The sequence below is a fragment of the Microbispora sp. CA-135349 genome (assembly GCF_050947365.1).
Taxonomy (GTDB): Bacteria; Actinomycetota; Actinomycetes; order Streptosporangiales; family Streptosporangiaceae; genus Microbispora.
On the sequence record NZ_CP192001.1, the window covers coordinates 2,916,820 to 2,939,610 of the forward strand.

The following is a 22,791-nucleotide window of genomic DNA, read 5'->3' on the forward strand; positions in this document are numbered from 1 at the left end:
GCTCGGCTAAAAGATTGGGGAGTGGTCGTGGCGGTGGAGTGGCGGTTCACGCCCGACGACGTGGCGCGGCTGCGCTTCGCGTTCTCCCCGATGTGGGAGCTGGTCGCCAGCCTCCGGGTGCTGCGCGCCCCCGGCCGCCACTCGCTGCACCTGCCGTGGCTGCGGGCCGCACGGCCCCGCCTTCGTGCGGTGGATCTCAGGGATCTGTTCGCGCTCGTTCCGGTGAACGGCTACGTACCCGACTTCCTCACCCCGCCGCCCGACACCCCGCTGCCGGACTTCGCCGCCGAGCTGGAGCGGGTGCGCGCCACGCCGCCCGCCACGGCGTACGAGCAGATGGTCTGGGTGCAGACGCCCGATCCCGCGGCGCTGCGGCGGTTCGCCGACGACCCGGCGGAGGGCGTGCGGCGGGTGGCCGGCCAGTTGCGGGAGTACTGGACGGTCGCGTTCGAGGAGTTCTGGCCCGGGATCCGCGCGCTACTGGAGGCCGACGTCATGTGGCGCGCCCGCACACTGGCGGCCGGGGGAGTGCGCGAGCTGTTCGCCGACCTGCACCCGGGCGTCGCCTGGCGCGGCGACCGGCTCGTCACGGCCAAGAACTGCGACTATGACGGCGACCTCGGCGGGGACGGCCTCGTCCTCGTGCCGAGCGCCTTTTCCTGGCCGGACGTCTGGGTGATGTACGAGCCGTACCCGCCGATGCTGTGCTACCCGGCGCGGGGCGTCGGGACGCTGTGGTCGGACGGCACGCCCTGCACCCCCGAGGCGCTGGCCGCGCTCATCGGCCGCACCCGGGCTCAGGTGCTCACCGCGCTGGCCGAGCCCGGCTCGACCACCGGGCTCGCCCGGCGGCTCGGCCTCACGCCGGGCGCGGTCAGCCAGCACCTCGCCGTGCTGTCCGGCGCGGGCCTGGTGGCGCGGCGGCGGCTCGGCCGCGAGGTGCTCTACCGGCGGACACCCGTCGGCGAGTCGCTCGCCACCGTCTGCTGATCGGCGAGGCCGGGCGGGGCGGGCACGGCGGGCAGCCGGGCCGTGACGGTCGTACCGCGGCCGGGTCCGGAGGTGACGGCGCAGGTGCCGCCCAGCTCGGCCGCCCGCTCGGCCATCGAGCTCATCCCCACGCCCGATCTGCGGCCCGGCGGGAGCCCCACGCCGTCGTCGGCCACGGTCACCCGCAGCTCGCCGTTCCTGTGCAGGATCACCCGCACGCGCCGGGCCCGCGCGTGCTTGCGCACGTTGGTCAGCGCCTCCTGCACGATCCGGTAGGCCGCCACCTCCACGGCGGCGGGCAGCCCGGACATGTCCCCGGCCACCTCGACCTCGGCCACCGACTCCTCGCCCGCGGCCAGGCCGGGGCGCGCCTCCTCGGCCAGGGCCCGTACGGCGTCCGCCAGCCCGAGATCGTCGAGCGCGGGAGGACGCAGGCCGTACACGAGCTGGCGGACGTCGGAGGTGACGCTGTTCATGCCCTCGCGCAGGTCCCGCAGCAGGGCGTCGGCCGTCTCGGGGGACCGCTCCAGGGTGTGGCGCGCCATGTTGATCGCCATCGCCATCGAGGCCAGCGTCTGCCCGAGCCCGTCGTGCAGGTCACGGCGCAGCCGCCGCCGCTCCTCCTCCCTGGCCGTCAGGATGCGCTCGCGCGAGCGCTGCAGCGCGGTGGTGAGCGACACCGTGTGGGCGGCGTCGGCGACGTACGGCGCGAGCACCGCGATCACACGCTCGTCGTGGGCGGCGGGGAAGCGGCGCCCGCCCGGCGGGCCGATGAGCAGGCGCCCGACCGGCTCGCCGTGCCAGACCAGGGGCATCTCCCGCGCCACGGGATCGGGTCGTCCGCTCGTCGTGACGGTCCCGTCGATCTCCACCGCGATGCCCGTGACCGACAGGCCCTCGCGCAGCACCTCCAGGGCGGCCATCAGGGCGTGCGCGGGGTCGGCGTGCTGCAGCCGCCGCCGCAGCCCGGCGGCGAGCGCGAGCGGATCACCGCCCGTGCCGTACAGCGCGCGGTCCACGAGGCGCTGCAGGCCTGCGCGGATGGGATGGAAGAACGCCCCGGCGAACAGGGCCGCGCCCAGGCCGGCGAACCGGTCGACGCCGGACAGGATCAGGCTGGAGCCCGCCCCGGCGAGCACGTAGACGGCGGCCACGACGCCGACCAGGCCCGCACCGACGAGCGTCCTGCTGATCAGCGTGTCGATGCCGTACAACCGGTAGCGCAGCACGGCGACCGCGATCGCGGCCGGCACCAGGGGGAGGGTGAGTGAGGCCAGCCACCAGACCGGGTAGCCGATCACCCAGGGGACGACCAGACCGGCGAAGGCCACCAGCGGCCACAGGATCTGGCGGCGCTCGATCCCGTCGGCCCGGGTGAAGCGGACGACGAGCGAGGAGAACGCCAGCGCCATGCCCACCGCGACGACCGTGTGCAGCACCTGCCGGGTTTCCTGGTAGTACGGCGTGAAGGCCGCCACCTCCAGCGCGTTGTGCCCGGTGCGGACGCTCGACGGGGCGATCAGTGAGCACAGCCAGTCGAGGGCGAGCGCCGTGGCGGTCACGCCCCCGGGCACGCACCACCGCTTCGAGAGAATGCGCCCGGTGGGATACAGCAGCGGCAGCAGCACCCCGAGCGCGTACGTCGTGAGGTTCCACACGCCGTCGGCGAACACCCAGAGCGGGTGGACCAGCGGATGCCCGCCGTTGTGGACGAGCAGCGTCGCCGTGTTGGCGGTGAGGATGTTGGCGGCCGAGCCGAGGCCGCCCAGGCACAGCAGCCAGCCGAGCAGCAGCCGGGGGCGCGAGATCACCAGCAGCGCGCCGAAGATCGGGAACGTGGTGCCCGCCACGTCCTCGGGCGCGAACGGCAGCGGCGTGTAGGGGGCGTCCGGCAACTGGGCGGTCACCCAGATGTCGGCCAGCTCCAGGCAGACCGCCACTCCCGCGATCGCCACCGCGACGGCCGGCCCGAGCACGCGCACCCGGCCCGGCCAGTCGAGCCCCCGCAGCCGCCGGAGCCGCCCGGCCGGTCGCGCCGGATCCGCGACGCCGTCCTCGATGTCCGCCCCCGGCGCCGGGCCGGGCGCGCCGGACGTGCCGGAAGGGCGGTCCCGCGGGCCGGTCACGGTGCCGGGAGCCGCGGGCGCCGGCTCATCCGAGGGGCCGGGCCGGGATTCCGCGGTGTCGAGCAGCGGTGGTGCCACGGACGGGGGCTCCTTCGGGTTGTGCACGGGCATGCCGGGACCGTAAGGCGTGCGGGTCGACACCCGATCAACGCCGGATCAACAGCAACGACGCCCCGTCCGGGAGTTTTGTTCGCTGTGATCTGCGTCACTGTTTCCACCCGTCTGTCCGGGCGCCGTCGCCGTCCCGCATCCGTGGTGATCCGCAGGACCATCGGCTCACACCCCCTCGTAACCCTTGTGAAACACTCAGGAGGCAGACTGGTAGCCGACCAGACCTGTGACTCCGTGAGGTACGCCTTGGACCGCCAGCAGGAATTCGTCCTCCGCACGCTCGAAGAGCGAGACATCCGGTTCATCCGGCTGTGGTTCACCGACGTGCTCGGCTTCCTGAAGTCGGTGGCGATAGCGCCGGCCGAACTGGAGGGCGCTTTCGCCGAGGGCATCGGCTTCGACGGCTCGGCCATCGAGGGCTTCTCGCGGGTCTACGAGTCGGACATGCTGGCCAAGCCCGACCCGTCGACGTTCCAGATCCTGCCGTGGCGCAGCGAGTCGCCGGGCGCCGCCCGCATGTTCTGCGACATCCTGATGCCGGACGGCTCCCCGTCGCACGCCGACCCGCGCTTCGTGCTCAAGCGGACGCTGGCCAAGGCGGCCGACATGGGCTTCACGTTCTACACCCACCCCGAGGTTGAGTTCTTCCTGCTGCGCAACCGGCCGGAGAAGGGCGACAGGCCCCAGCCGATCGACGACGGCGGCTACTTCGACCACACGCCGCACAGCGCGGGGCACGACTTCCGCCGCAACGCGATCATGATGCTGGAGTCGATGGGCATCTCGGTGGAGTACAGCCACCACGAGGGCGCGCCGGGTCAGCAGGAGATCGACCTGCGCTACGCCGACGCGCTGACCACGGCCGACAACATCACGACGTTCCGGCTGGTCATGAAGGAGGTGGCGCTCGAGCAGGGCGTGTGGGCCTCGTTCATGCCCAAGCCGTTCACCGACTACCCCGGGTCCGGCATGCACACGCACATGTCGCTGTTCGAGGGCGACCGCAACGCCTTCTACGAGCCGGGCGCCGACTACCAGCTGTCCAAGATCGGCCGGTCGTTCATCGGCGGCCTGCTCCGGCACGCCGCGGAGATCACCGCCGTGTGCAACCAGTGGGTCAACTCCTACAAGCGGCTATGGGGCGGCGCCGAGGCGATCGCCGGGGCCGGTGGGGAGGCCCCCGCGTACATCTGCTGGGGGCACAACAACCGCTCCGCGCTCGTGCGCGTGCCGATGTACAAGCCGCACAAGGGCGGCTCGACCCGCATCGAGTTCCGGTCGGTCGACTCCTCCTGCAACCCCTACCTCGCCTTCGCCGTCATCCTGGCCGCGGGGCTCAAGGGCATCGAGGAGGGGTACGAGATGCCGCCGGGAGCCGAGGACGACGTGTGGGCGCTGACCAGCGCCGAGCGGCGGGCGCTCGGCATCCAGCCGCTGCCCCAGTCGCTGGACGAGGCGATCGCGGCGATGGAGCACAGCGAACTGGTCGCCGAGACGCTGGGCGAGCACGTCTTCGACTTCTTCCTGCGCAACAAGCGCGCCGAGTGGCAGGATTACCGCCGCCAGGTGACCGAGTATGAGCTCGGCCGCTACCTGCCCGTGCTCTGATCGGGGTCACTCCGTCACCGCGGCGTTACAGGTTGCAAATCTTCCTGACACTCTCGTCTGTTTGGCTGATCCCTATACCGGAACAGTACTATCGGCTCACTTGTTACGACTTCTACGGGCGAGCCGTGCCAAGACGTGACTCAGGGAGGGCGTGGGCCATATGACGGCGGCTGCGGGGCTGCAGACCGTTCTGACCGTACCGAAGCGTTTCCGGGGACCCGAGGGCACCGCCAACGGCGGGTGGATCTCGGGCACCCTCGCAGGGACGTTGACCGGAGGCGGTCACGACTCGCCGGTGGAGGTCACCCTTCGCAAACCGGTCCCGCTGGAGACCGCCCTGCTGGTCGAACACGTCGGCAACGCCGTCGTCCTCAACCAGGGCGAGGGCCATCTCGTCGAGGCGATCCCCGTCGCGGAGACACTGACGCCTCCGCCGTTCGTGCGGTTCACCGACGCGGCCCGCGCGGAGGCGGGCTTCCCCGGCAGGAACGGCCACGCCATCGCGGGCTGCTTCGCCTGCGGCCTGCGTGAGCCGGGCGACGGGCTGCGGATCTTCCCCGGCCCCGTGAAGGACCCGGTGAAGGACCCCGTGCAGGACCACGTGGAGAACTCCGCGGACGGCACCGAGCTCGTGGCCGCCGGCTGGCGGGTGCCGTTCAACGTGACCGACGAGCAGGGCGTGGTCCCCGACTCGATCGTCTGGGCGGCGCTGGACTGCGCCACGGGGTGGGCGCACCACCGCAGCTTCCCGGATCGGCGGCCCATTCAGCCCCCGCTGCTGGGGCGGCTGACCGGGCAGGTGTTCCGCCGGGTCTACCCGATGGGCCGTTATTCGGTCGTGGCGCGGGCGGAGGGTCGTGACGGACGCAAGCTGTTCGGCACGAGCGCGGTCTACGAGGTGGACGGCACGCTCGTCGCCGCCGCCAAGGCGACCTGGATCCTGCCCCGCCAGTGACGCGGAGGCCGGCCCGCGTCGCGCGGACGCGGTGTCCGGCGGCGCGGTCTGCGGCCTCAGGAGCGCTCACCCGGTGAGGCGGGCGGCCACGACTGCGGCGCAGCGGGGGTCGAACAGGATCGTGTAATGGTTGCAGTCCGGCACGACCTCGTCGCGCAGGCCGGGCAGGTCCGCCGCCCACCGCGCGGTGAGGTCGTCCGGGAGCATCCCGACGTCCTGGTTCAGCAGCCCTCGCGGCGCCCGGAGCAGGAGCGGCGCCGGCTCGATCGCCGTGAGCGCCGTCATGATCGCCTCGTGCTCGGTGAGCAGCCAGCGGCCGTCCTGCCGTACGGCGTCCTCTCGGGCGCGTGAGCGGACGGCGCCGTCCGGTCCGGTGGCGTCGTAGCGGACGTACTCCTCGACGAGCGGCGACCAGTCGTCGGCGAGCGCGGGATGGGCGCGGAAGAAGTCGAGGTAGGCGTCCACGCTCGGGTAGGTCTGGGAGAGCCTGACGATGGCCGGGCCGAGCGTCGCCTCCAGCACCTCGTCGGGGTCGGCGCCGGGCGGCAGCGGCAGCGGCAGTCCGCCGTCCACGAGCACCACCCGGGCGTAGCGGCGCCGCGCGCCGTGCAGGGCCGCGACGTAGGCGCCCATCGAGTGCCCGGTGAGCACGCTCGTGCCGTCCGCGCCGACGTGCCCGGCCACTCGTTCCAGGTCCTCGGCGTGCCGGTCCAGGCCGTACGGGCCGGGCAGATCGGCGCTGTGGCCGCGCCCGCGCAGGTCCACGGCGATCAGCGACCAGCCGGGGGACAGCGCCTCGGCCACCGCCCCCCACGCCATGAGGGAGGCGGTGATGCCGTGCGCCGCGATGATCAGGCGGGGACCGTCACCGAACCGGGCGATCCGCAGCCGTCCGCCGGGGACGGCGACCTCATCGATGTTCATGGTTCGGACTGTACGATACGGCCCTCTCGGATATCGCCTGTCCCGATACGTGTCTTTAAGCTCTCCAATATGCGTGAACGTCTGATCGTCATCGAGCACGAAGCCGACGCCGGCCTGGGCTTTTTCGCCGGATGGCTGGAGGCCGCCGGAGTCGAGGTCGACGTCGTCCGGCCGTACAAGGGGGAGCCGGTGCCCGAGCGTGCCGCCCTCGGGCTGCTGGTCCTCGGCGGCTCCGCGGCGGCCTGGGACGACGAGGGGTACGGCTGGCTGCCGGCCACCAGGGACCTGATCGCCCGCGCCGTGGACGAGGGCGTGCCGACGCTCGGCATCTGCCTCGGCGCCCAGCTCATGACGATGGCCTGCGGCGGCACCGTCGAGCGCGGCGACGCGGGCCTGGAGATCGGCCTGGGGGAGATCGAGCCGCTGCCCGAGGCCGCCGCCGACCCGCTGCTGTCGGCGCTGCCGCCCGGCCCGGTCCGGGCGGTCCAGTATCACCACGACGCCATGACCACCCTGCCCGCGGGCGCCGTACGGCTGGCCACCGGCGCGAGGTACGCCAACCAGGCGTACCGGCTCGGCGACCGGGCCTGGGCCGTGCAGTTCCACCCCGAGGCCACCGCGGCGATCTTCGCCTCCTGGACCGGCGGCGGTGAGCTGCCGCCCGAGCGGGCCGAGGAGCTGAACGCGCAGGTCGAGGCGGCCGGCGACGAGCTTGAGCGCACCTGGAAGCCGCTGGCCGAGGCGTTCGCGGCTCAGCTCGCCCGCGCTGACGTGGGCTGACATCGACCGACATGACGGGAGGGCGCGCGGGGAAAACGCGTGATGAGCCGATTACGCAGAGAAACCGCTAAGGACGCGCGCGGCGCACAGGATTAGCGTGTGCGCTGAGCCCGGTCACGTGCCGAGCCGCGACATCCAAGGTGGGGGCGCCCGTGGTGCGGGTGTCCATGAGGATCGGCCCGCCGGATGAGCCGATCTCTGCGAGGAGGCTTCCGTCCCATGTGTACGGTTACTGGGAAGGTTCGTCTCGGGGGGGCCGACGTGATCGACGTCGGAGTGGAGGAAGGATCGGTGAACGCCGCGCCTCGGATACAGACGACGGCAGGGCGCCTGGCGGCGCTCGGATTCGCCGACGGTGCGCGGGCCGAACGGCTGCTCGACGAGCTCGGCCCGGAGGCGGTCGGCGACTTCGCGCTGCTCGACGACCTCGTGAGGGCCGCCGACCCGGATCTGGCGCTCACCACGCTGAGCCGCGTGGTCGAGCGGGACCCGAGCGTGCTCGGGGCGTTCCGCGCCGACCCTGACCTGCGCCGCCGGCTGCTCGGCGTGTTCGGGCTCAGTGCGGCGCTCGGCGAGCACGTCGTACGGCACCCGGAGTGCCTGCCGTCGATCCAGTGGACGCGGTGGCCCACCGTCGCCGAGCTGCGTGAGGAGATGCTCCTCGCGGTCGGGGCGGACCCCGGCACGGCCGAGCCCGTGGCCGAAGGGGTCACCGCCGGGCCGGGCACGTCGGGCCCGGCACTGGAGGCGCTGCGCGTCGCCTATCGAACCCGTCTGCTGCACCTGGCCACGCGCGACGTGACCGGCGAGTGCACCCTGGCCGAGGTCGCCGCCGCGCTGGCCGATCTCGCCTCGGCCGCGCTGGAGGCCGCCCTCGCGATCGCCAGGGCCGAGGTGGCCGACGCGGGCGACGTACGGCTGGCCGTCATCGGCATGGGCAAGTGCGGCGCCCGCGAGCTGAACTACATCTCCGACGTCGACGTCGTGTTCGTGGCCGAGCCCAGGGAAGGCGCGGACGAGACCAAGGCGCTGCAGACCGCCACGCGCCTCGCACAGGGCATGATGAGGGCCTGTTCGGCGAGCACCCCGGAGGGTGCGCTGTGGGAGGTGGACGCCAACCTGCGCCCCGAGGGCAAGATGGGCCCGCTCGTGCGCAGCCTGGAGAGCCACCTGACCTATTACCGGCGGTGGGCCAAGACCTGGGAGTTCCAGGCGCTGCTCAAGGCGCGCCCGGTAGCCGGCGACCTGGAGCTCGGCCAGGAGTACGTCGCGGCGGTCAACGAACTGGTCTGGCAGGCCGCCGCCCGGCCCAACTTCGTGGAGGACGTGCAGGCGATGCGCCGCCGGGTGGAGGCGCACGTGGCCGCGGGCGAGGCCGACCGGCAGATCAAGCTCGGGCCGGGCGGGCTGCGGGACATCGAGTTCGCCGTCCAGCTCCTCCAGCTCGTGCACGGCCGCTCCGACCCGCTGCTGCGCCGCCGGGCCACGCTCTCGGCCCTCGCCGCCCTCTCCAGGGGCGGCTACGTCGGGCGCGACGACGCCAAGGCGCTCGCAGAGGCCTACACCTTCCTGCGCCAGGTCGAGCACATGCTTCAGCTGCACCGGCTGCGCCGGACCCACGTGGTGCCGTCGGACACCGCCGACCTGCGGCGGCTCGGCCGGGGGCTGGGCATGACGACCGACCCCGTCGGGGCGTTCACCACCGTCTGGAAGCGGCACGCGCTGGAGGCGCGGCGGCTCCACGAGAAGCTGTTCTACCGGCCGCTGCTGCAGGCCGTCGCCCGCCTGCCCGAAACCGAGGCCCGCCTGTCCACGGCCGCCGCCACCGCGCGGCTGCAGGCGCTCGGATACGCCGACCCCGAGGGCGCGCTGCGACACATCGCCGCGCTCACCAGCGGCGTCTCCCGCCGGGCGGCCATCCAGCGGACGCTGCTGCCGGTCATGCTCGGCTGGTTCGCCGACGCCCCCGACCCCGACGCCGGCCTGCTCGGCTTCCGCCAGGTGAGCGACAAGCTCGGCACCACGCCGTGGTATCTGCGCCTGTTGCGCGACGAGACCGCCGTCGCCGAGCGCCTCGCCCACCTGCTCGGCACCAGCAAGTACGTCACCGGGCTGCTGCTGCACGCCCCCGAGGCCGTCGCGATGCTGGGCTCGCCCGCCGAGCTGGCCGTACGGCCGGCCGCGACGCTCGCCGCCGAGGCCGCCGCCGCGGTGGGCCGTCACGCGGAGAGCGCCGAGACCGCCGTCGCCGCCGTCCGGGCGCTGCGCCGCAGGGAACTGCTGCGTACGGCCTGCGCCGACCTGTCCGGGCTGATCGACATCGAGGGGGTCGGCCAGGCGCTCTCGTCGCTGAACGACGTCACGATCCAGGCGGCGCTGGACACGGCGATCAACAAGGTCACCCTGGAGCGGCGGGCCTCGTTCCCGACCCGGATGGCCGTGATCGCCATGGGCCGGCTGGGCGGCCTGGAGAGCTCCTACGCCAGCGACGCCGATGTGATGTTCGTGCACGCGCCGCTGCCGGGGGTGGCCGAGCGGGACGCGACCGGCGCCGCGCACGCCGTGGCCGAGGAGACGCGCAGGCTGCTCGCGCTGCCCGCCCCCGACCCGCCGCTGCAGATCGACGCGGGCCTGCGGCCGGAGGGCAGGCAGGGGCCGCTCGTGCGCACGATCGCCTCCTACCGGGCCTACTACGACCGCTGGGCCTCGCACTGGGAGGCTCAGGCGTTGCTGCGGGCCCGGTTCTGCGCCGGCGACGCCGAGCTCGGCCGCGAGTTCGTCGCGCTCGTCGGCCCGCTGCGCTATCCGGCCGAGGGCATCTCCGCCGACGCCGTACGGGAGATCCGCAAGCTCAAGGCGCGCATGGAGGCCGAGCGGCTGCCGCGCGGCGCCGACCCCGCCCTGCACACCAAGCTCGGCAGGGGCGGGCTGAGCGACGTGGAGTGGGCGGCCCAGCTCATCCAGTTGCGGCACGCGGGAGCCGTACCGGCGCTGCGCACGACGCGCACGCTGGACGCGCTGCGCGCGGCGGCGGGGGAGGGCCTGCTCGATCCGGCCGACGAGGAGGTGCTCGCGCAGGCGTGGCTGTTCGCCTCGCGCATCCGCGACGCCATCATGCTGGTGCGCGGCCGGGCGGCCGACAGCATTCCCACGCCGGTCAAGGAACGCGTGCTGCTGGCGCGGGCGCTCGGCTATCCGCCGGAGGGCACCGAGGACTTCGTCGAGGACTACCGGCGCGCCACCCGGCGGGCCAGGACCGTGGTGGAGCGCGTCTTCTACGAGGACTGACCACTTCTCCCGAGGGCTGACCAGGGGCCCGGGCCGGGAGGGTCAGAGCTTCCTGCCCACGACTCCGTACGCGCCGTGCACGTGGTCGGCCGGGAGAGGGACGTCGTCCGGGTCCGGACGCCACTCGCCGAGCGCGGCCAGGCCGGGTTCCACGAGCTCGAAGCCCTCGAAGAACCGGCTGATCTCGGCGCCGGTCCGCAGGACGAGCGGTACGGACCCGGCGTTGTACGCCTCGGCGAAGGCCCTCAGGCTCTCGGGGGCGAAGTCGCCGGTTACGTGGGAGACGGCGAGGTAGCTGCCGGGCACGAGCGCGTCGGTGTAGCGCTTGACGACGCCGAACGGGTCGTCCTCGTCCTTGATGTACATCAGGGTGCCCACGATCACCAGGCCGATCGGCTGCTCGAAGTCGAGCGTCGCCAGCGTGTCCGGGTGCTTGAGGACGCTGTCGGGGTCACGGAGGTCGGCCTCGACGTAGGCGGTCCTGCCCTCCGGCCTGCTCCGCAGCAGCGCGCGGGCGTGGACCATCACGATGGGATCGTTGTCGACGTAGACGACCCTGGCCGCGGGATTCACGGCTTGGGCGACCTCGTGGGTGTTGTTCTGGGTCGGGATGCCGGTGCCGATGTCCAGGAACTGGGTGATGCCCCGCTCCGCGAGGAACCGTACGGCACGGCCCAGGAACGCGCGGTTGTCCCGGACGCCCTCGACGATGCCGGGGGAGGCGGTGATCACGGCTTCGGCGACCTTGCGGTCGGCCTCGAAGTTGTCCTTGCCGCCCAGCCAGTAGTCGTACACCCGGGCGGGATGTGGCACCGAGGTGTTGAGCTTCACAGGCGCGTCGTCGGCCATGCCGTACTCCAAGAGGGGAGGCGGTTTTAATTGATCTTATCCGTTCGCCCCGGCGCGCCGAGGCCGCTTGATCGAATTGAAGTCGTGGAATTCCTATCGATATCGGAGGTCGCGGAAAGCGTTGCCCTCGCGAAGGGTGACGCTGTATCAACGGTACGGGTGATCTCTTTGATCTCGTATTACGCCGATCTGGCCATCGGGCTGATCCTGGCCTTCCTGTTGCTGTCGCTTCTCGTCAGCGGCATCAACGAGGGCATCGTCAGGCTGCTCGGAATCCGCAGCAAGTTCCTGTGGGCATACCTGCGTGACACCCTCGACGGTGCGGAGACGGCGGACGGGACCTCGCGGCTCGACCGCGTCCTGGACGCGCTCAAGAGGCTCGGGCGCAAGGCGCGGACGCCGCTGACGCAGGCGGCGGAGGAGGGCCGCTCGCGCCTGCCGGCCAGTGTGATGGGCGTGTTCGCGCGGCTGCCGTTCGGCCGGGATCCGCGGCCCGCCTTCAGCCGTCAGCCGCCGCCGGTGGAGAGCCCGCCGCTCGCCGCCGCGGCCGGGTCCGTGGCCGCCGAGCAGATGGCCGCCGGACCGATGACGGCCAGGCAGTCGGCGGACCCCGCTCACCCCGCGGCACAGGCCGATCCGGTGGAGACCGCCGTCGTCACGGCGGACCCGCCGGCGGACCGCGCGGAGGGGGTGCTGCCGCCGGGCGAGGGCAAGTCGATGGCCGAACTGCTGCACGAACGGCTGCAGGAGATCGACCACGCCAAGCGCGGAAGGACGAGCATCGCCGACATCCCGCCCGCGCGCTTCGCCGTCGCCGTCATGGAGATCGCCACCGAGCACGGCGGTGTGGAGGTGCTCATGCGGGACCTCGACGCGCTCAAGAGCCCCTTCTCCCGCCCGCTCAAGGCCGTGTGGGACAGGGCGAGCCACGATCTGGAGGCGTTCCGCCGCGGCGTCGAGGACTGGTTCGACGGCGAGATGGAAAGGCTCAGCCTGCTCTACCGCCGCTACGTCCGCTGGGTCCTCGTCGCGCTCGGGCTCGCCGTGACGCTGGTGTTCAGCATGGACTCCCTGGAGTACGGCAAGACCCTGCTGCGCGACAACGCCTACCGCGGCGCGGTGTCCGCGTTCGGCCAGTCGGGCCCCGAGGCGCTGGAACCGCTGCGTGAGCAGTGCGAGCCGGGCCAGGACACGTACGCGTGCGTCACCGACGTGCTGAGCACCCCGGCGTTCGTGAAGATCTTCACGCACGCTCCGGTGAGCGTCACGATGGACGGGTCCGGCGGGCCGGCGTGGGCCTGGCACGGAGGGGACTGGTGGCGGCGTGTCACATCGCCCGGCCACTGGCCGGGATTCCTCATCACCCTGGTCGCCCTGTTGTTCGGCGCGCCGTTCTGGTGGGACATCCTGCGCCGCCTGAGCGGCCTGCGCACCCGGGCCTCCGGCTCCACCCCCTCCTGACACGCCCGCCCGGATATCGGGGGCCGCGACGGCGATATCCGGTTGCGGCGGCCGGATCCGCGTGCGTACGGTCAGCCGGGTGCGCGGGCGAGGGCCGGCCGGGTCGCTGTGGCGGCACCGGGACTTCATGCTGCTGTGGAGCGGCCACACGGTGAGCCTGTTCGGCTCGCAGATCAGCTGGATCGCCCTGCCGATGGTCGCGGTCGCCGTGCTGCACGCCACCACGTTCGAGGTGGCGCTGCTGGGGACCATGAGCACCTTGCCGGCGCTGCTCGTCTCGCTGCCGGCCGGCGTGCTGGCCGACCGCCACCGCAGGCGTCGGCTCATGATCGCCTGCGACGCCGCACGCGCGCTGGTCATGGCGTCGGTGCCGGTCGCCGCCGTGGCGGGCCGGGTCACGATGGCCCAGCTCTACGGGGTCACCCTGGTCGTCGGCGCGCTGGGCGTGGTCTTCGCCACCGCGGCGGGCAGCCTGACGCCGGTGCTGCTCGGCGGGGACCGGCTCACCGACGCCAACGCCACGATGAACACCGCGCGCGGCCTGGCCGAGATGGCCGGGCCGAGCGTCGGAGGCGTCCTGGTGGGGCTGGTCGGCGCCGCCCGCGCGGTCGCCGCGGACGCCCTCTCGTACGCCGTGAGCGCCGCGGCCCTGGCGTCGATGCGCCTGCGGGAGCCGAAGCCCGAGCGCTCCCCGCGCCGCGGGCGCTTCCTCGGCGAGATCGCCGAGGGGCTGCGGTTCGTGCTCGCCCAGCCGGTGCTGCGCGTGCTCGCCCTCTCCGGGGCGGTCAGCGCCGTGCTGCTGCGCGGGATCAGCTCGGTGTGGCTGCTGTACGTCGTGCGGGAGCTGGACTGGAGCGCCCGGGCGGCGGGGCTCGTCTACGGCCTGAGCCTCGTCGGCGGGATCGCCGGGAGCATGGTGGCCGGGCGGGTGACGGCCCGGCTCGGCATGGGCCGCGTGATCGTCCTCGGCGCCCTGCTGTCGGCCCCCTTCGAACTGGTCACCCCCCTCGTGCCGCCCGGCCTGGCCGGCCAGTGGACCGTAGGGCTGGTCTTCACCTTCCTGACGGCCGCCGGGATGGTCCAGACGACCGCGGCCCAGACGGCGCGCCAGCTGCTGTGCCCGCCCGGCATGCTCGGCCGGATGAACGGCTCCACCCACTTCCTGCAGGCGGGACTGCTGCCGCTCGGGCCGCTCCTGGCCGGCGCTCTGGGCACCTGGATCGGCCCGCGCCCGGCCCTGATCATCCTGGGCGGCGCGACCCTGCTGTGGCCGCTCCTGCTGTTCCTGTCACCCGTACGGACCTTGGATGTGAGATGAACACCGTGAACGACGACTCTTCCCGGCGGCTCGCGACGCGCTATTTCGAGATGTGGAACACCGGCGACGCCTCGGCGGCCGAGGAGATCCTGAGCCCGGACTGGGTGGATCACGCGCATCCGGAGGTGGCCGGGCCGCAGGGCGTTCGGGAGGCGGTCGAGCGGATCCGCGGCGCGCGGCCGGACCTGCGGTTCCGGATCGACGCCGTGCTCGGCGAGGGCGACCTGGTGGCCGTCGTCGGGAACGCCGGTCGTGGCCAGGACGCGGACGGAACCCCGCTGGTCTGGCTCATCCGCGTGCGGGACGGCCTGCTCGCCGAAATGTGGACCTACCACGGCACCGGCAGGTGATCGAGGACGCAGGGCTGCCGGCCTTGTCCTCACCCGGTAAGGTCAAAGCCGCAAACGCGGCCCGAGTAGCCGAGAGAGGCCGGGCCGCCTCGCCGGGCACGGCCGTGCGGCCGCGCCCGCTGCCGAACGGCTCCCGCGCTGCGGCCCACGCCGGGCCCGGATCTCTCCGATTCGATTCTGGGGGTGCTCATGACGGATTGTCCGGTCGCGCTGATCACCGGAGGCGGCAGCGGCATCGGGGCGGCGACCGCCCGGCGACTGCTGGCACTCGGCCGGCGCGTGACGGTGACCGGGCGTGACGAGGGGCGGCTGCGGCGGTTCGCACGCTCCCTCGGCGATCCTGACGGCCTGCCGACGATCCCCGCCGACGCGTCCGACTACGACGCGGTCCGCTCGGCCGTGGAGTCGACCGTGAGGGAGTTCGGACGGCTCGACACCGCCGTCGCCAACGCCGGCTTCAGCACCCATGACACCCTCGCCGACGGCGATCCCGCCGCTTGGCGGGAGATGGTGCTGATGGTGACCGGCGACGGCGTCGGCGTCACCCTGATCGCTCCCGGGCGGGTGAAGACCCCCTTCTGGGACGGCCGGGGTGCTCTCCCGGAGGGGGACCTGCTCACCTCCGACCAGATCGCCGACGCCGTCGTGTGGGCGGTCGGGCAGCCGGACGGCGTCGACGTCAACACCGTCGTCGTCCGGCCGCTCGGCCAGCCTCATTAGCCGGAGGCGACGTCATGTCCACGGTCATCAGACGTGCCGAACCCGCGGACGCGGAGGCGATCGCCGCCGTCCACGTGCGGTCGTGGCAGGCCGCCTACCCGGGGCTCATGCCCCAGGCCTATCTCGACGGGCTCACTCCGGCCACGCGCCTGCCCGTCTGGAACCGGCTGCTGGGGGAGTCCTCCCCACGGCGTACGGAGGTGCTCGTGGCGGAGACGGACGGCGCCGTCGCCGGGTTCGCCTCGCTCGGCCCCGGACGGGACGAGGACGTCGACCCCGCCTCGGTGGGGGAGGTCTCGGCGATCTACCTGATGCCCGAGGTGTGGGGCGCCGGGATCGGCGGGCGTCTCATGGCCGCCGCGCTGGACAGCCTCGCCGCCGCCGGGTATGAGCAGGCCATTCTCTGGGTCGTCGACGGGAACAGCCGCGCGCGGCGGTTCTACGAGCGCGGCGGCTGGCGCCCCGACGGCGCCGTACAGCGGGACGAGTCGGACGGCTTCCCGCTGACCGAGGTCCGCTACCGCCGGGAGCTGCACCGTTGACTCGTCGATCGGCGGGGTGATAGATCCTTTACCAGCGCCGCGGTGCACCCGGCAAACAGGCCGCCGAGGGCATGGAGGCGCCGGTACAAGGGATGACCTTGACGACATCGCATGGACGCCTGGTGGCGTTCGGCAACCAACTGATCGACGTACACATCTGGCTCCGCGAGGAGCTCGCGGAGCTGCGCGAGAGCATCGACGCCCATCTGGCCGGCGGCACCCGGCCGCGCGAACTTCGGGCCCACTGCCTGGCCTTCTGCTCCGCGCTGAACCGTCACCACACCGGTGAGGACGACGGCGCGTTCCCCGAGCTCGCCCGGCGGTTCCCCGAGTTGCGCCCGGTGCTGGAGGAACTGCGCCGCGACCACCGCCTGGTGGAGGACTGCCTCCGGCGGCTCCAGGCCCTTGTCGGCGCCCTGGACCAGGCGGCGGACCCCGCCGAGGTGCGCCGTGAGCTGGACAGTGTGGCCGCGCTCATGGAGACGCACTTCGTCTACGAGGAGAAGCGGATCGTCTCGGCGCTCAACGCGCTGGACGCCCCGGACTGGCACCGCTCCCGCCCCGAGTTCCTGCGTACGGACGAGAGCGAATCCTGAACGGGATCCTGGGAGCGGCCGGCGCCCGGTGTCAGTCGAAGTCGACGCAGACCGCGTACCAGTCATCCGACAGACGCTCAGCACTGGAGACGTCGAGACCACGCACCTCACCGCCATGCAGGTAGGCGAAGCCACACTGCTCCAGCATGCCGCCGGAGTCGGCCACACGAAGCTGCGTGACACCGTTCCAGCGCTGGACGCCGTTGATGGCGAACAGGCCGACGCGTTCTCTCACGCTCAGCCAGCGCTCGTCTTCCGGCAGCGACCGCGCGTAGCGGGCGAGGGCCGGTTCGGAGACCAGAAAGGCCAGCCTCACAGGGATGCCGAAGCCCACCAGTGCGAGGGTGAGGGCTCCGGCGAGGGGCGGCACGAGGGCCCAGAGACTGCGCCTGTAGTTACGGTAGAAAAGGAGCACCAGCCACATCAGGCCGGACAGAAACCACGCGGGCACGATCACCAGGATCAGCGCGAAGCTGCCGCCAGGGCGAGCAGCGGCGACGATGGTCAGGACACAGGCCGCGACCATCGGCGTGGTGAGCGCCAAGCGCCACCACCAATCCCTCCCGTCCGTCCCCGTGCGGGCCATCCTCGTATCCTGGCCGACCAGCTTCCGCCGCCGCCTGGAATCCCAGAAACTCGTGGACGCTAGCGGCCGGGCTTCGTCCAGGTGAGGGAGTACCGGCGGAGCACGTGCCGGCGGTAGCGCACGCCGGGCAGCAGTCGGCGTGCCGCGGCCCGCACCTGCCCGTAGCTCATCCGCGGTTCGGCCACCGGCATCCCCTCGGGCCCCCGCGCGCGGCGCAGCACCTTCGTGACCCGTACGACGGGAGCGGCCGCGATCGTCGCCGCCCACTCCGCGGGGGAGGCCTCGCGGGCCAGGCCGACCACCACCAGCATGCCTCCGGGGCGCAGCGATTCGCGCATCCGGATGAGGGCCGCGTCGAAGTCCATGTGGTGGATCGTGGACACCGAGCAGACGAAGTCGTACCCCTCGGCGGGCAGGGCGGCGGTGAGGAAGTCGCCCTCGACGAAGGTGATGTCCGGCTGACCGGCGGACAGTTCGCGGGCACGCGCGATCATCTCCGGCGAGCTGTCGACACCGGTGACGCGCTTGGCCCGGGCGGTCAGCTTCCGCGCGAGCAGGCCGTCCCCGCAACCGACGTCCAGCGCGTCGCCGCATCCTTCGGGGACGGCGCGGAGGATGCCCGGGTGCCGGGCGACGTTCGTGTTCCAGTACGGCTTCGAGTCGGCGTGGCGCATCGGATCACCGTAGGGCGGGCGTCATGACGAAATCCCGGAAGCGGGTGGCGGGGGCGGCCAGGACGTGGTCCGTACGCCAGGTGAGGCCGATGGTGCGGCGGGCGGCCTGCGCCGCGATCCTGACGCCGACGGTGCCGGACTGGCCCGCGAAGGGTTCCGGGACGATGGCCACGCCCAGCCCGGCGGCGACCAGGCCCTCGATGGTCGCGAGGTCCTGGCTCTCGAAGGAGACCGCCGGGGACACCCCGGCGTCGCGCAGCAGCGCGTCGACCAGGACACGGTAGCCGAAGCCGACCGGAGTGGTGACGAGTTCCTCGTCCGCCAGCTCCCGGAGCTCCACCTCCTCCCGGTCGCGTAGCCGGTGGCTCGGCGGCACGACGAGCACCAGCCGCTCCTCCTGCAGGGGATGCCAGCCGAAATCTCCGGGGGGACGCGGGGAGGTGATCGCGAGGTCGGCGGCCCCGGTGCGCAGGTCCTGGACGATCTCGTGCGCGGGTTCCTGGCGCAGCAGAATGCGCATCCGGGGAGCGTGCTCGTGGAAGGACCGCAACAGCCGCGGGACGAGAGAGGTGGCGATGGAGTCGAGGAAGGCCAGGCGCACCACACCGCTGTCCGGGTCGAGCAGGCTCCGCAGATCGGCCAGCAACTGCTCGTAGCGCGCCGTGAGGTCGCGTGCGGCCGTCACCACGAGTCTCCCGTTCGGCGTCAGGTGGACGCCGTCCGGCGCACGCTCGAACACCCGGGTGCCGAGCTCGGCCTCCACCCGGGCGAGGGCGCGGGAGAGCGTCGGCTGGCTGGTGCGGAGGACGGCGGCGGTGTCGGTCACGTGCTGGTGGTCGGCGAGGGCGACCAGCCAGGACAGGTCCCGGAGCAGCATGCCCGCCATCATACGCATCGCGTATCGAAACCGTCGGTTTGTGGCATTGGACGCATAGCGGCAGGAAGCGCACAGTCGTTGAGGTGACCGCTGTTCTTGAGACCTCTGCCGTGGACGGACACCTGCCGGGGACCGCCGAGTATCGGCGCGTCGTCGTCGCGCTGTTCGCGGCCGGGGTGGCGACCTTCGCGCTGCTGTACAGCACGCAGGCGATCCTGCCCGAGCTCGCCGCGCAGTTCGGGCTGTCCACCGCGGAGAGCACGCTGAGCGTGTCGCTCACCACGCTCGGGCTCGGCGTCGCGCTGCTGGTGGCCGGTCCCCTGTCCGACGTCGTCGGACGCACCCGGCTGATCCATCTGTCGCTGACGGCGTCCGCCGTCGTCGCGGCGGCGTGCGCGCTGGCGCCCGGCTGGCCGGCGCTCATGGTCCTGCGGTCACTCCAGGGCGTCACATTGGCAGGGCTTCCCGCCGTGGCCACCGCCTACCTGCGTGAGGAGCTGCACCCGTCCACGCACGCCCGCGCCGCCGGTCTGTACGTCGGCGGCACGGCGCTGGGCGGGATGGCCGGTCGCCTCCTGACCGGCGGGGTCGCCCAGGCCGCGGGCTGGCGGTGGGCCCTGGCCGCGGCCGCCGTGCTCGGTCTGCTGTGCGCCCTGACCGTACGCGTGCTGCTGCCGGTCTCCCGGCGCTTCACCGCGGCCCCGGCGGGCGTCCGTGCCCTGCTCCGCGGGAGCCTGCGCGCGGTGTCGGACCGCGGGCTGCTCGCGTTGTACGGCATCGGCGGCTGCTCGATGGGGGCGCTGGTCGCGGTGTTCAACACCCTGGGCTTCCGGCTCGCGGGCGCGCCGTTCCATCTCGGCGTCGGAGCCGCCGGCCTGATGTTCCTCGTCTATCCCCTCGGCTCGGTGAGCTCCGCGGTGTTCGGCCGGCTGGCCGACGGCTACGGGCGCCGGAACGTGACGCCGCTCGGCTGTCTCCTGGTCGTCGCCGGCGCCCTGGTCACGCTGTCGTCCTCACTGCCGGTCGTGGTCGTCGGGCTCGCGCTCCTCACCGCGGGCTTCTTCGCCGTCCACGGGGTGGCCAGCGGATGGGTCCCGGCCCGGGCGTACGCGGGCGGAGTGTCCACGGGTCAGGCCGCGTCGCTCTACCTGTTCACCTACTACCTCGGGTCCTCCGTCTTCGGCAGCCTCGCGGGCCGCGCCTGGACGGACGCCGGGTGGCCGGGCGTGGTCGCACTCGCCGTGCTCCTGCTCACCGCCACCGGCGCCCTCACCCTTCTGCTGCGCAGGACCCCCGCCCTTGCGTCGGATATAACACCAGGGTGACCCCCGACAGCGCGCTCGACTCCCCAACGCTGACCGATCTGTGGGATCGGCGGTGGCCCGAGTGCCCGCCGTTCGCCCACTGGCTCCGCGACCACTATCCGGACCGCTGGGTCAGGTTCCACAGCCTGCCGGAGTCCAAGCGCTATCCCGACAGCGAGGCGGAGTACGCGGTGGTGCTCGGCCGTCACCACACCGTGCTCGCCGAACTCGATCCCGGGCCGCACCTTCTGGTCATCACGGCCGAATACACGGACACGCCGGCGACAACGCCCCAGACGTGGCCGCGGCGATCAGAGGTCGCACCGGCGGCGTGGCACTGGCGAACCCTCCTCGAAGAGCCCGACGAGGATCCCCGCTACCGCAGTTACACGCAGTTCTACGCCGAGGCGCGACCCTGGCGGCCCGGCGTCGTCGACGATCTGCTCCGGGCCGTGGCGGACGACGAGATCGGCGGCGTGATCCTCGGCCCCCCGGACCTGCGCTGGCTCTATCACCCCTATGACGGGGGCGCCGACGTGATCGCGTCCACACGCGCGGCACGCGACGCTCTCAAGGAGCGGCATCGGGACTGGTTGTCCACGCATCCCTCGGGCCTGTGAACGGTCACGCTGCCGTGGGCTCTCCGCGTGGAGTAAGCGGCACCCGCCGGTGATTCCAGGTCGGTTCGTGCCGGCCTCGCCGTCACCGCAGTCCGTGACGCAGGTGGAGGTCGCCTCCGAAGGCTGCCGCGATGACGCATCCCGTTTCGAAGACGAACTCCGCCTTCACCCACTGGGCGGGATCCTCCGTGTCGAAGCCCTTTGTCACCCGGACGAGCCGCTCGCCGACATGCCGGATGAAGGGCACCTCGGCGGGGGCGGGCACGATGTCCACACGGCTACCGAGCTCCTCCATGATGTAGCTCTCTCCCGGCTGGTCCGGCGTGACGCGCAGAGCCCAGTCGGCGGTGTCGCGGACCACGACGGTCGTCGTCTCAAGGTGGAGCCATACGTGCAGGAGTTCGGGAGCGTCGGATTGGTGAGTGAACAGGGCCGCGGTGACCGCGGCCAGACGCAGGCCCTCGAGACCGGACAGATCCATCAGCGCACCGTCCGATCGGGGGCCTCACGAGCCCGCCTGTTCATCGGTTGCAGGCGGCTCAGTTCCTCGCGGAACTCCTGCTCGCTGACTTCGTACGCAGAGAACTCGTCGAGATCCACCTGAGCGTAGGTCAGAAAGCCGTACCCGTCCTCGGCGTGATCCGCGTCATAGGCGATCACGGTGCCGTCGGCGTAGGCCTCGACCTGCACGTGGGCGTACCCCTCGTGGTCCAGCGCCAGGTAGAACGTGCAGGTTCCCCAGTGCGCGTACTCGTCCCCGCGGTCCTCGTCCCACCTGCCCGAATTCGATGACATGGTGGAAATCATCAGGGAAGACGCCCGGCCGACCATCGCACGTGAACGTGCACGGAGAGATCGACGACGTCGCGATTCCTCTGTCAGGCTGCGCCCATGAGGATGGACACACTCTTCGCGGGAGTAGCGGTCGAAGCCTTTCCCGGCGCTGTCGAATGGTACGCCCGATTGTTCGGCAGGACCGCCGATGTCGTCGTGGCCGACAATGAGGTCATGTGGCGAGTCGCCGACACCGCGTGGCTGTACGTCATCGAGGACGCCGGACGCGCCGGCCGGAGCCTGGTCACCATCTCCGTGTCGGATCTCGACCAAGCGGTGGCCGAGCTGGGCGCGCGGGGCATCAGCAGCGGCGCCATCGAGACGGTCGGTGACGCCGGGCGTAAGGCCACTGTGACCGACCCCGAAGGCAACGCGATCGCGCTCATCCAGATCGCCGTACGTAGCCGGCCGGAGAGTTCGCCATCACGCCGCAACCCTTGCCCCACCCCGTCCGCCTCGACCCCGCCGCGGAGCGGCAGCGGGCCGATGCTCAAAGGTCCACGAGGTCAGCGACGATTTCGTCGTTGACGTGTTCGCTCGCCACCCAGATGCGGAGTTGACCGATCGCGCTGAAGCCGCTGGCGAGCGCGTGCGTGAGACGGTCACCGCGCTCGTAGCCGACCAGGGGAAGGCCCGGGAAGTGGTCGGCAGCTGCGGTGATCGCTGATGACCAGGCCGCGGCAATGTCGCTGCTGTCGGCGACGAAGAGGTTGGAGAGGCCGACCAGCCCGGAGCTGCGGTTCAAGACGACACCCCCGCGGAGGTCCTCGCCGTCGTGAAGGGCGAGCACCAGCACGGACGGGTCGTCCAGCAGCGCTGGCCGGAAGACATCCGGGGCCGGGTCACCGCCGTGCCAGGCGGCCTGCCAGTCGCGAAGCCGGGCGGCCGTGGAGACCCGTTCGGCAGGCAGGGGCGGCGTTGCCGGTCCGGGGAGCCCTGCTTTGCGGTACACCCACTGGGCGGTGAAGAACTCGACGAAGCCGTCCACTGTGAGGTCGAGAGCGGAGAAACTGTCCTTGATCGAACACCCGGCCGAGGCCGTGTCGATCTCGGAAAGGAAGTCGGCCGGCACTGCGTCGGGGCGCAAGGTGACAACGTCGGGATAGTACGGCGGCGTGCGACAGGCACTGCGCCAGGCCGTCTCGCCGAAGCTGTTCGCAATGCCGTGAGACCGGCAGACCGAGGCACACCAGTCGGCGTTGTTTCGAGCTGCGGCGGCACGGATGAGGGTTGTCTCGGCTGAGGTCACCCGGACAGCCTGACACTGCTCATGCCCTG

At 72.3% G+C, this 22,791-nt stretch carries 23 protein-coding genes; 14 read left to right on the forward strand and 9 right to left on the reverse strand.

Going from position 1 to position 22,791, the window contains the following annotated elements:
- Positions 1 to 27 precede the first annotated feature (27 nt).
- Complete coding sequence (locus tag ACQPZZ_RS13705; protein ID WP_432932125.1) at positions 28 to 990, forward strand: DUF5937 family protein; 963 nt, start codon at positions 28 to 30, stop codon at positions 988 to 990.
- On the opposite strand, the gene ACQPZZ_RS13710 is transcribed toward ACQPZZ_RS13705, so the two are convergent.
- Positions 945 to 3,227, reverse strand: a complete 2,283-nt coding sequence (locus ACQPZZ_RS13710; protein WP_432932126.1) for a histidine kinase — start codon at positions 3,225 to 3,227, stop codon at positions 945 to 947. The two genes, ACQPZZ_RS13705 and ACQPZZ_RS13710, sit on opposite strands and share 46 nt — an antisense overlap.
- Positions 3,228 to 3,473: 246 nt before the next feature.
- Between ACQPZZ_RS13710 and glnA the strand changes: the two genes are divergently transcribed.
- Together glnA and ACQPZZ_RS13720 are read left to right on the forward strand one after the other, a co-directional pair.
- Positions 3,474 to 4,835 (forward strand): type I glutamate--ammonia ligase, encoded by a 1,362-nt coding sequence (gene glnA / locus ACQPZZ_RS13715; protein ID WP_363637216.1) that lies wholly within the window; start codon positions 3,474 to 3,476, stop codon positions 4,833 to 4,835.
- A 160-nt stretch (positions 4,836 to 4,995) separates the two neighbouring features.
- Entirely contained in the window at positions 4,996 to 5,790 is a 795-nt protein-coding gene (locus tag ACQPZZ_RS13720) for a hypothetical protein (RefSeq protein ID WP_432932128.1), read from the forward strand.
- Positions 5,791 to 5,856: 66 nt separating this feature from the next.
- Here the strand turns inward: ACQPZZ_RS13720 and ACQPZZ_RS13725 are convergent, their stop codons facing one another.
- Entirely contained in the window at positions 5,857 to 6,714 is an 858-nt protein-coding gene (locus ACQPZZ_RS13725) for an alpha/beta hydrolase (protein ID WP_432932130.1), read from the reverse strand.
- Positions 6,715 to 6,783: 69 nt separating this feature from the next.
- Here ACQPZZ_RS13725 and ACQPZZ_RS13730 point away from each other — a divergent pair, with 69 nt between their 5' ends.
- Both ACQPZZ_RS13730 and ACQPZZ_RS13735 read left to right on the forward strand, forming a co-directional pair.
- Positions 6,784 to 7,494 carry a type 1 glutamine amidotransferase gene (locus tag ACQPZZ_RS13730; RefSeq protein ID WP_432932132.1) on the forward strand — a complete coding sequence of 237 codons (711 nt, stop codon included), beginning with the start codon at positions 6,784 to 6,786 and terminating at the stop codon, positions 7,492 to 7,494.
- Positions 7,495 to 7,785: 291 nt separating this feature from the next.
- Entirely contained in the window at positions 7,786 to 10,782 is a 2,997-nt protein-coding gene (locus ACQPZZ_RS13735; protein ID WP_432932134.1) for a bifunctional [glutamine synthetase] adenylyltransferase/[glutamine synthetase]-adenylyl-L-tyrosine phosphorylase, read from the forward strand.
- Between the two features lie 42 nt (positions 10,783 to 10,824).
- On the opposite strand, the gene ACQPZZ_RS13740 is transcribed toward ACQPZZ_RS13735, so the two are convergent.
- Complete coding sequence (locus tag ACQPZZ_RS13740) at positions 10,825 to 11,631, reverse strand: SAM-dependent methyltransferase (RefSeq protein WP_432932136.1); 807 nt, start codon at positions 11,629 to 11,631, stop codon at positions 10,825 to 10,827.
- Positions 11,632 to 11,790: 159 nt separating this feature from the next.
- On the opposite strand from ACQPZZ_RS13740, the gene ACQPZZ_RS13745 reads away from it, so the two are divergent.
- From ACQPZZ_RS13745 to ACQPZZ_RS13770, 6 genes are all read left to right on the forward strand, one after another.
- The gene (locus ACQPZZ_RS13745; protein ID WP_432932138.1) at positions 11,791 to 13,092 is read left to right on the forward strand and encodes a hypothetical protein; all 1,302 of its coding nucleotides are present in this window, start codon (positions 11,791 to 11,793) and stop codon (positions 13,090 to 13,092) included.
- A 79-nt stretch (positions 13,093 to 13,171) separates the two neighbouring features.
- Positions 13,172 to 14,410 (forward strand): MFS transporter, encoded by a 1,239-nt coding sequence (locus tag ACQPZZ_RS13750; RefSeq protein WP_432932140.1) that lies wholly within the window; start codon positions 13,172 to 13,174, stop codon positions 14,408 to 14,410.
- Positions 14,407 to 14,760, forward strand: a complete 354-nt coding sequence (locus ACQPZZ_RS13755; protein WP_432932142.1) for an ester cyclase — start codon at positions 14,407 to 14,409, stop codon at positions 14,758 to 14,760. The genes ACQPZZ_RS13750 and ACQPZZ_RS13755 overlap by 4 nt, the downstream gene beginning before the upstream one ends.
- Before the next feature lie 189 nt (positions 14,761 to 14,949).
- Positions 14,950 to 15,480: an SDR family oxidoreductase gene (locus tag ACQPZZ_RS13760; RefSeq protein ID WP_432932144.1), complete on the forward strand. Its 531-nt coding sequence runs from the start codon at positions 14,950 to 14,952 to the stop codon at positions 15,478 to 15,480.
- 14 nt (positions 15,481 to 15,494) lie between these two features.
- Complete coding sequence (locus ACQPZZ_RS13765; protein WP_432932146.1) at positions 15,495 to 16,022, forward strand: N-acetyltransferase family protein; 528 nt, start codon at positions 15,495 to 15,497, stop codon at positions 16,020 to 16,022.
- Positions 16,023 to 16,120: 98 nt separating this feature from the next.
- The gene (locus ACQPZZ_RS13770; RefSeq protein ID WP_432932148.1) at positions 16,121 to 16,618 is read left to right on the forward strand and encodes a hemerythrin domain-containing protein; all 498 of its coding nucleotides are present in this window, start codon (positions 16,121 to 16,123) and stop codon (positions 16,616 to 16,618) included.
- 31 nt (positions 16,619 to 16,649) lie between these two features.
- Here ACQPZZ_RS13770 and ACQPZZ_RS13775 read toward each other — a convergent pair whose 3' ends face one another.
- The 3 genes from ACQPZZ_RS13775 to ACQPZZ_RS13785 form a co-directional block, all read right to left on the reverse strand.
- On the reverse strand, positions 16,650 to 17,162 hold the full coding sequence (locus ACQPZZ_RS13775) for a hypothetical protein (RefSeq protein WP_432932150.1): 513 nt from the start codon (positions 17,160 to 17,162) through the stop codon (positions 16,650 to 16,652).
- A gap of 101 nt (positions 17,163 to 17,263) precedes the next feature.
- Positions 17,264 to 17,878, reverse strand: coding sequence for a class I SAM-dependent methyltransferase (locus tag ACQPZZ_RS13780; RefSeq protein ID WP_432932152.1), 615 nt, complete (start codon positions 17,876 to 17,878; stop codon positions 17,264 to 17,266).
- A 4-nt stretch (positions 17,879 to 17,882) separates the two neighbouring features.
- Complete coding sequence (locus ACQPZZ_RS13785; protein WP_432932154.1) at positions 17,883 to 18,755, reverse strand: LysR family transcriptional regulator; 873 nt, start codon at positions 18,753 to 18,755, stop codon at positions 17,883 to 17,885.
- Between the two features lie 83 nt (positions 18,756 to 18,838).
- On the opposite strand from ACQPZZ_RS13785, the gene ACQPZZ_RS13790 reads away from it, so the two are divergent.
- Both ACQPZZ_RS13790 and ACQPZZ_RS13795 read left to right on the forward strand, forming a co-directional pair.
- Entirely contained in the window at positions 18,839 to 20,080 is a 1,242-nt protein-coding gene (locus tag ACQPZZ_RS13790; protein ID WP_432932156.1) for an MFS transporter, read from the forward strand.
- On the forward strand, positions 20,077 to 20,679 hold the full coding sequence (locus ACQPZZ_RS13795) for a DUF3885 domain-containing protein (protein ID WP_432932158.1): 603 nt from the start codon (positions 20,077 to 20,079) through the stop codon (positions 20,677 to 20,679). Before ACQPZZ_RS13790 ends, ACQPZZ_RS13795 begins: the two co-directional genes overlap by 4 nt.
- Before the next feature lie 82 nt (positions 20,680 to 20,761).
- Here ACQPZZ_RS13795 and ACQPZZ_RS13800 read toward each other — a convergent pair whose 3' ends face one another.
- Positions 20,762 to 21,160 carry a hypothetical protein gene (locus tag ACQPZZ_RS13800; RefSeq protein WP_432932160.1) on the reverse strand — a complete coding sequence of 133 codons (399 nt, stop codon included), beginning with the start codon at positions 21,158 to 21,160 and terminating at the stop codon, positions 20,762 to 20,764.
- Positions 21,160 to 21,474 carry a hypothetical protein gene (locus ACQPZZ_RS13805; RefSeq protein WP_432932161.1) on the reverse strand — a complete coding sequence of 105 codons (315 nt, stop codon included), beginning with the start codon at positions 21,472 to 21,474 and terminating at the stop codon, positions 21,160 to 21,162. Before ACQPZZ_RS13805 ends, ACQPZZ_RS13800 begins: the two co-directional genes overlap by 1 nt.
- A 96-nt stretch (positions 21,475 to 21,570) precedes the next feature.
- On the opposite strand from ACQPZZ_RS13805, the gene ACQPZZ_RS13810 reads away from it, so the two are divergent.
- Positions 21,571 to 22,041 carry a VOC family protein gene (locus ACQPZZ_RS13810; protein WP_432932163.1) on the forward strand — a complete coding sequence of 157 codons (471 nt, stop codon included), beginning with the start codon at positions 21,571 to 21,573 and terminating at the stop codon, positions 22,039 to 22,041.
- Here the strand turns inward: ACQPZZ_RS13810 and ACQPZZ_RS13815 are convergent.
- Positions 22,004 to 22,762, reverse strand: a complete 759-nt coding sequence (locus ACQPZZ_RS13815; protein WP_432932165.1) for a hypothetical protein — start codon at positions 22,760 to 22,762, stop codon at positions 22,004 to 22,006. The genes ACQPZZ_RS13810 and ACQPZZ_RS13815 overlap by 38 nt on opposite strands.
- Between the last annotated feature and the right edge of the window lie 29 nt (positions 22,763 to 22,791).

What these genes read in the sequence shown, in the direction of transcription:
- ACQPZZ_RS13810 (WP_432932163.1), top strand. Translation starts at nt 21,571, where the DNA reads ATGAGGATGGACACACTCTTCGCGGGAGTAGCGGTCGAAGCCTTTCCC.
- ACQPZZ_RS13725 (WP_432932130.1), bottom strand. Translation starts at nt 6,714, where the DNA reads ATGAACATCGATGAGGTCGCCGTCCCCGGCGGACGGCTGCGGATCGCC.
- ACQPZZ_RS13785 (WP_432932154.1), bottom strand. Translation starts at nt 18,755, where the DNA reads ATGCTGCTCCGGGACCTGTCCTGGCTGGTCGCCCTCGCCGACCACCAG.
- ACQPZZ_RS13800 (WP_432932160.1), bottom strand. Translation starts at nt 21,160, where the DNA reads ATGGATCTGTCCGGTCTCGAGGGCCTGCGTCTGGCCGCGGTCACCGCG.
- ACQPZZ_RS13730 (WP_432932132.1), top strand. Translation starts at nt 6,784, where the DNA reads ATGCGTGAACGTCTGATCGTCATCGAGCACGAAGCCGACGCCGGCCTG.
- ACQPZZ_RS13755 (WP_432932142.1), top strand. Translation starts at nt 14,407, where the DNA reads ATGAACACCGTGAACGACGACTCTTCCCGGCGGCTCGCGACGCGCTAT.
- ACQPZZ_RS13765 (WP_432932146.1), top strand. Translation starts at nt 15,495, where the DNA reads ATGTCCACGGTCATCAGACGTGCCGAACCCGCGGACGCGGAGGCGATC.
- ACQPZZ_RS13760 (WP_432932144.1), top strand. Translation starts at nt 14,950, where the DNA reads ATGACGGATTGTCCGGTCGCGCTGATCACCGGAGGCGGCAGCGGCATC.
- ACQPZZ_RS13780 (WP_432932152.1), bottom strand. Translation starts at nt 17,878, where the DNA reads ATGCGCCACGCCGACTCGAAGCCGTACTGGAACACGAACGTCGCCCGG.
- ACQPZZ_RS13710 (WP_432932126.1), bottom strand. Translation starts at nt 3,227, where the DNA reads ATGCCCGTGCACAACCCGAAGGAGCCCCCGTCCGTGGCACCACCGCTG.
- ACQPZZ_RS13805 (WP_432932161.1), bottom strand. Translation starts at nt 21,474, where the DNA reads ATGTCATCGAATTCGGGCAGGTGGGACGAGGACCGCGGGGACGAGTAC.
- ACQPZZ_RS13740 (WP_432932136.1), bottom strand. Translation starts at nt 11,631, where the DNA reads ATGGCCGACGACGCGCCTGTGAAGCTCAACACCTCGGTGCCACATCCC.
- ACQPZZ_RS13720 (WP_432932128.1), top strand. Translation starts at nt 4,996, where the DNA reads ATGACGGCGGCTGCGGGGCTGCAGACCGTTCTGACCGTACCGAAGCGT.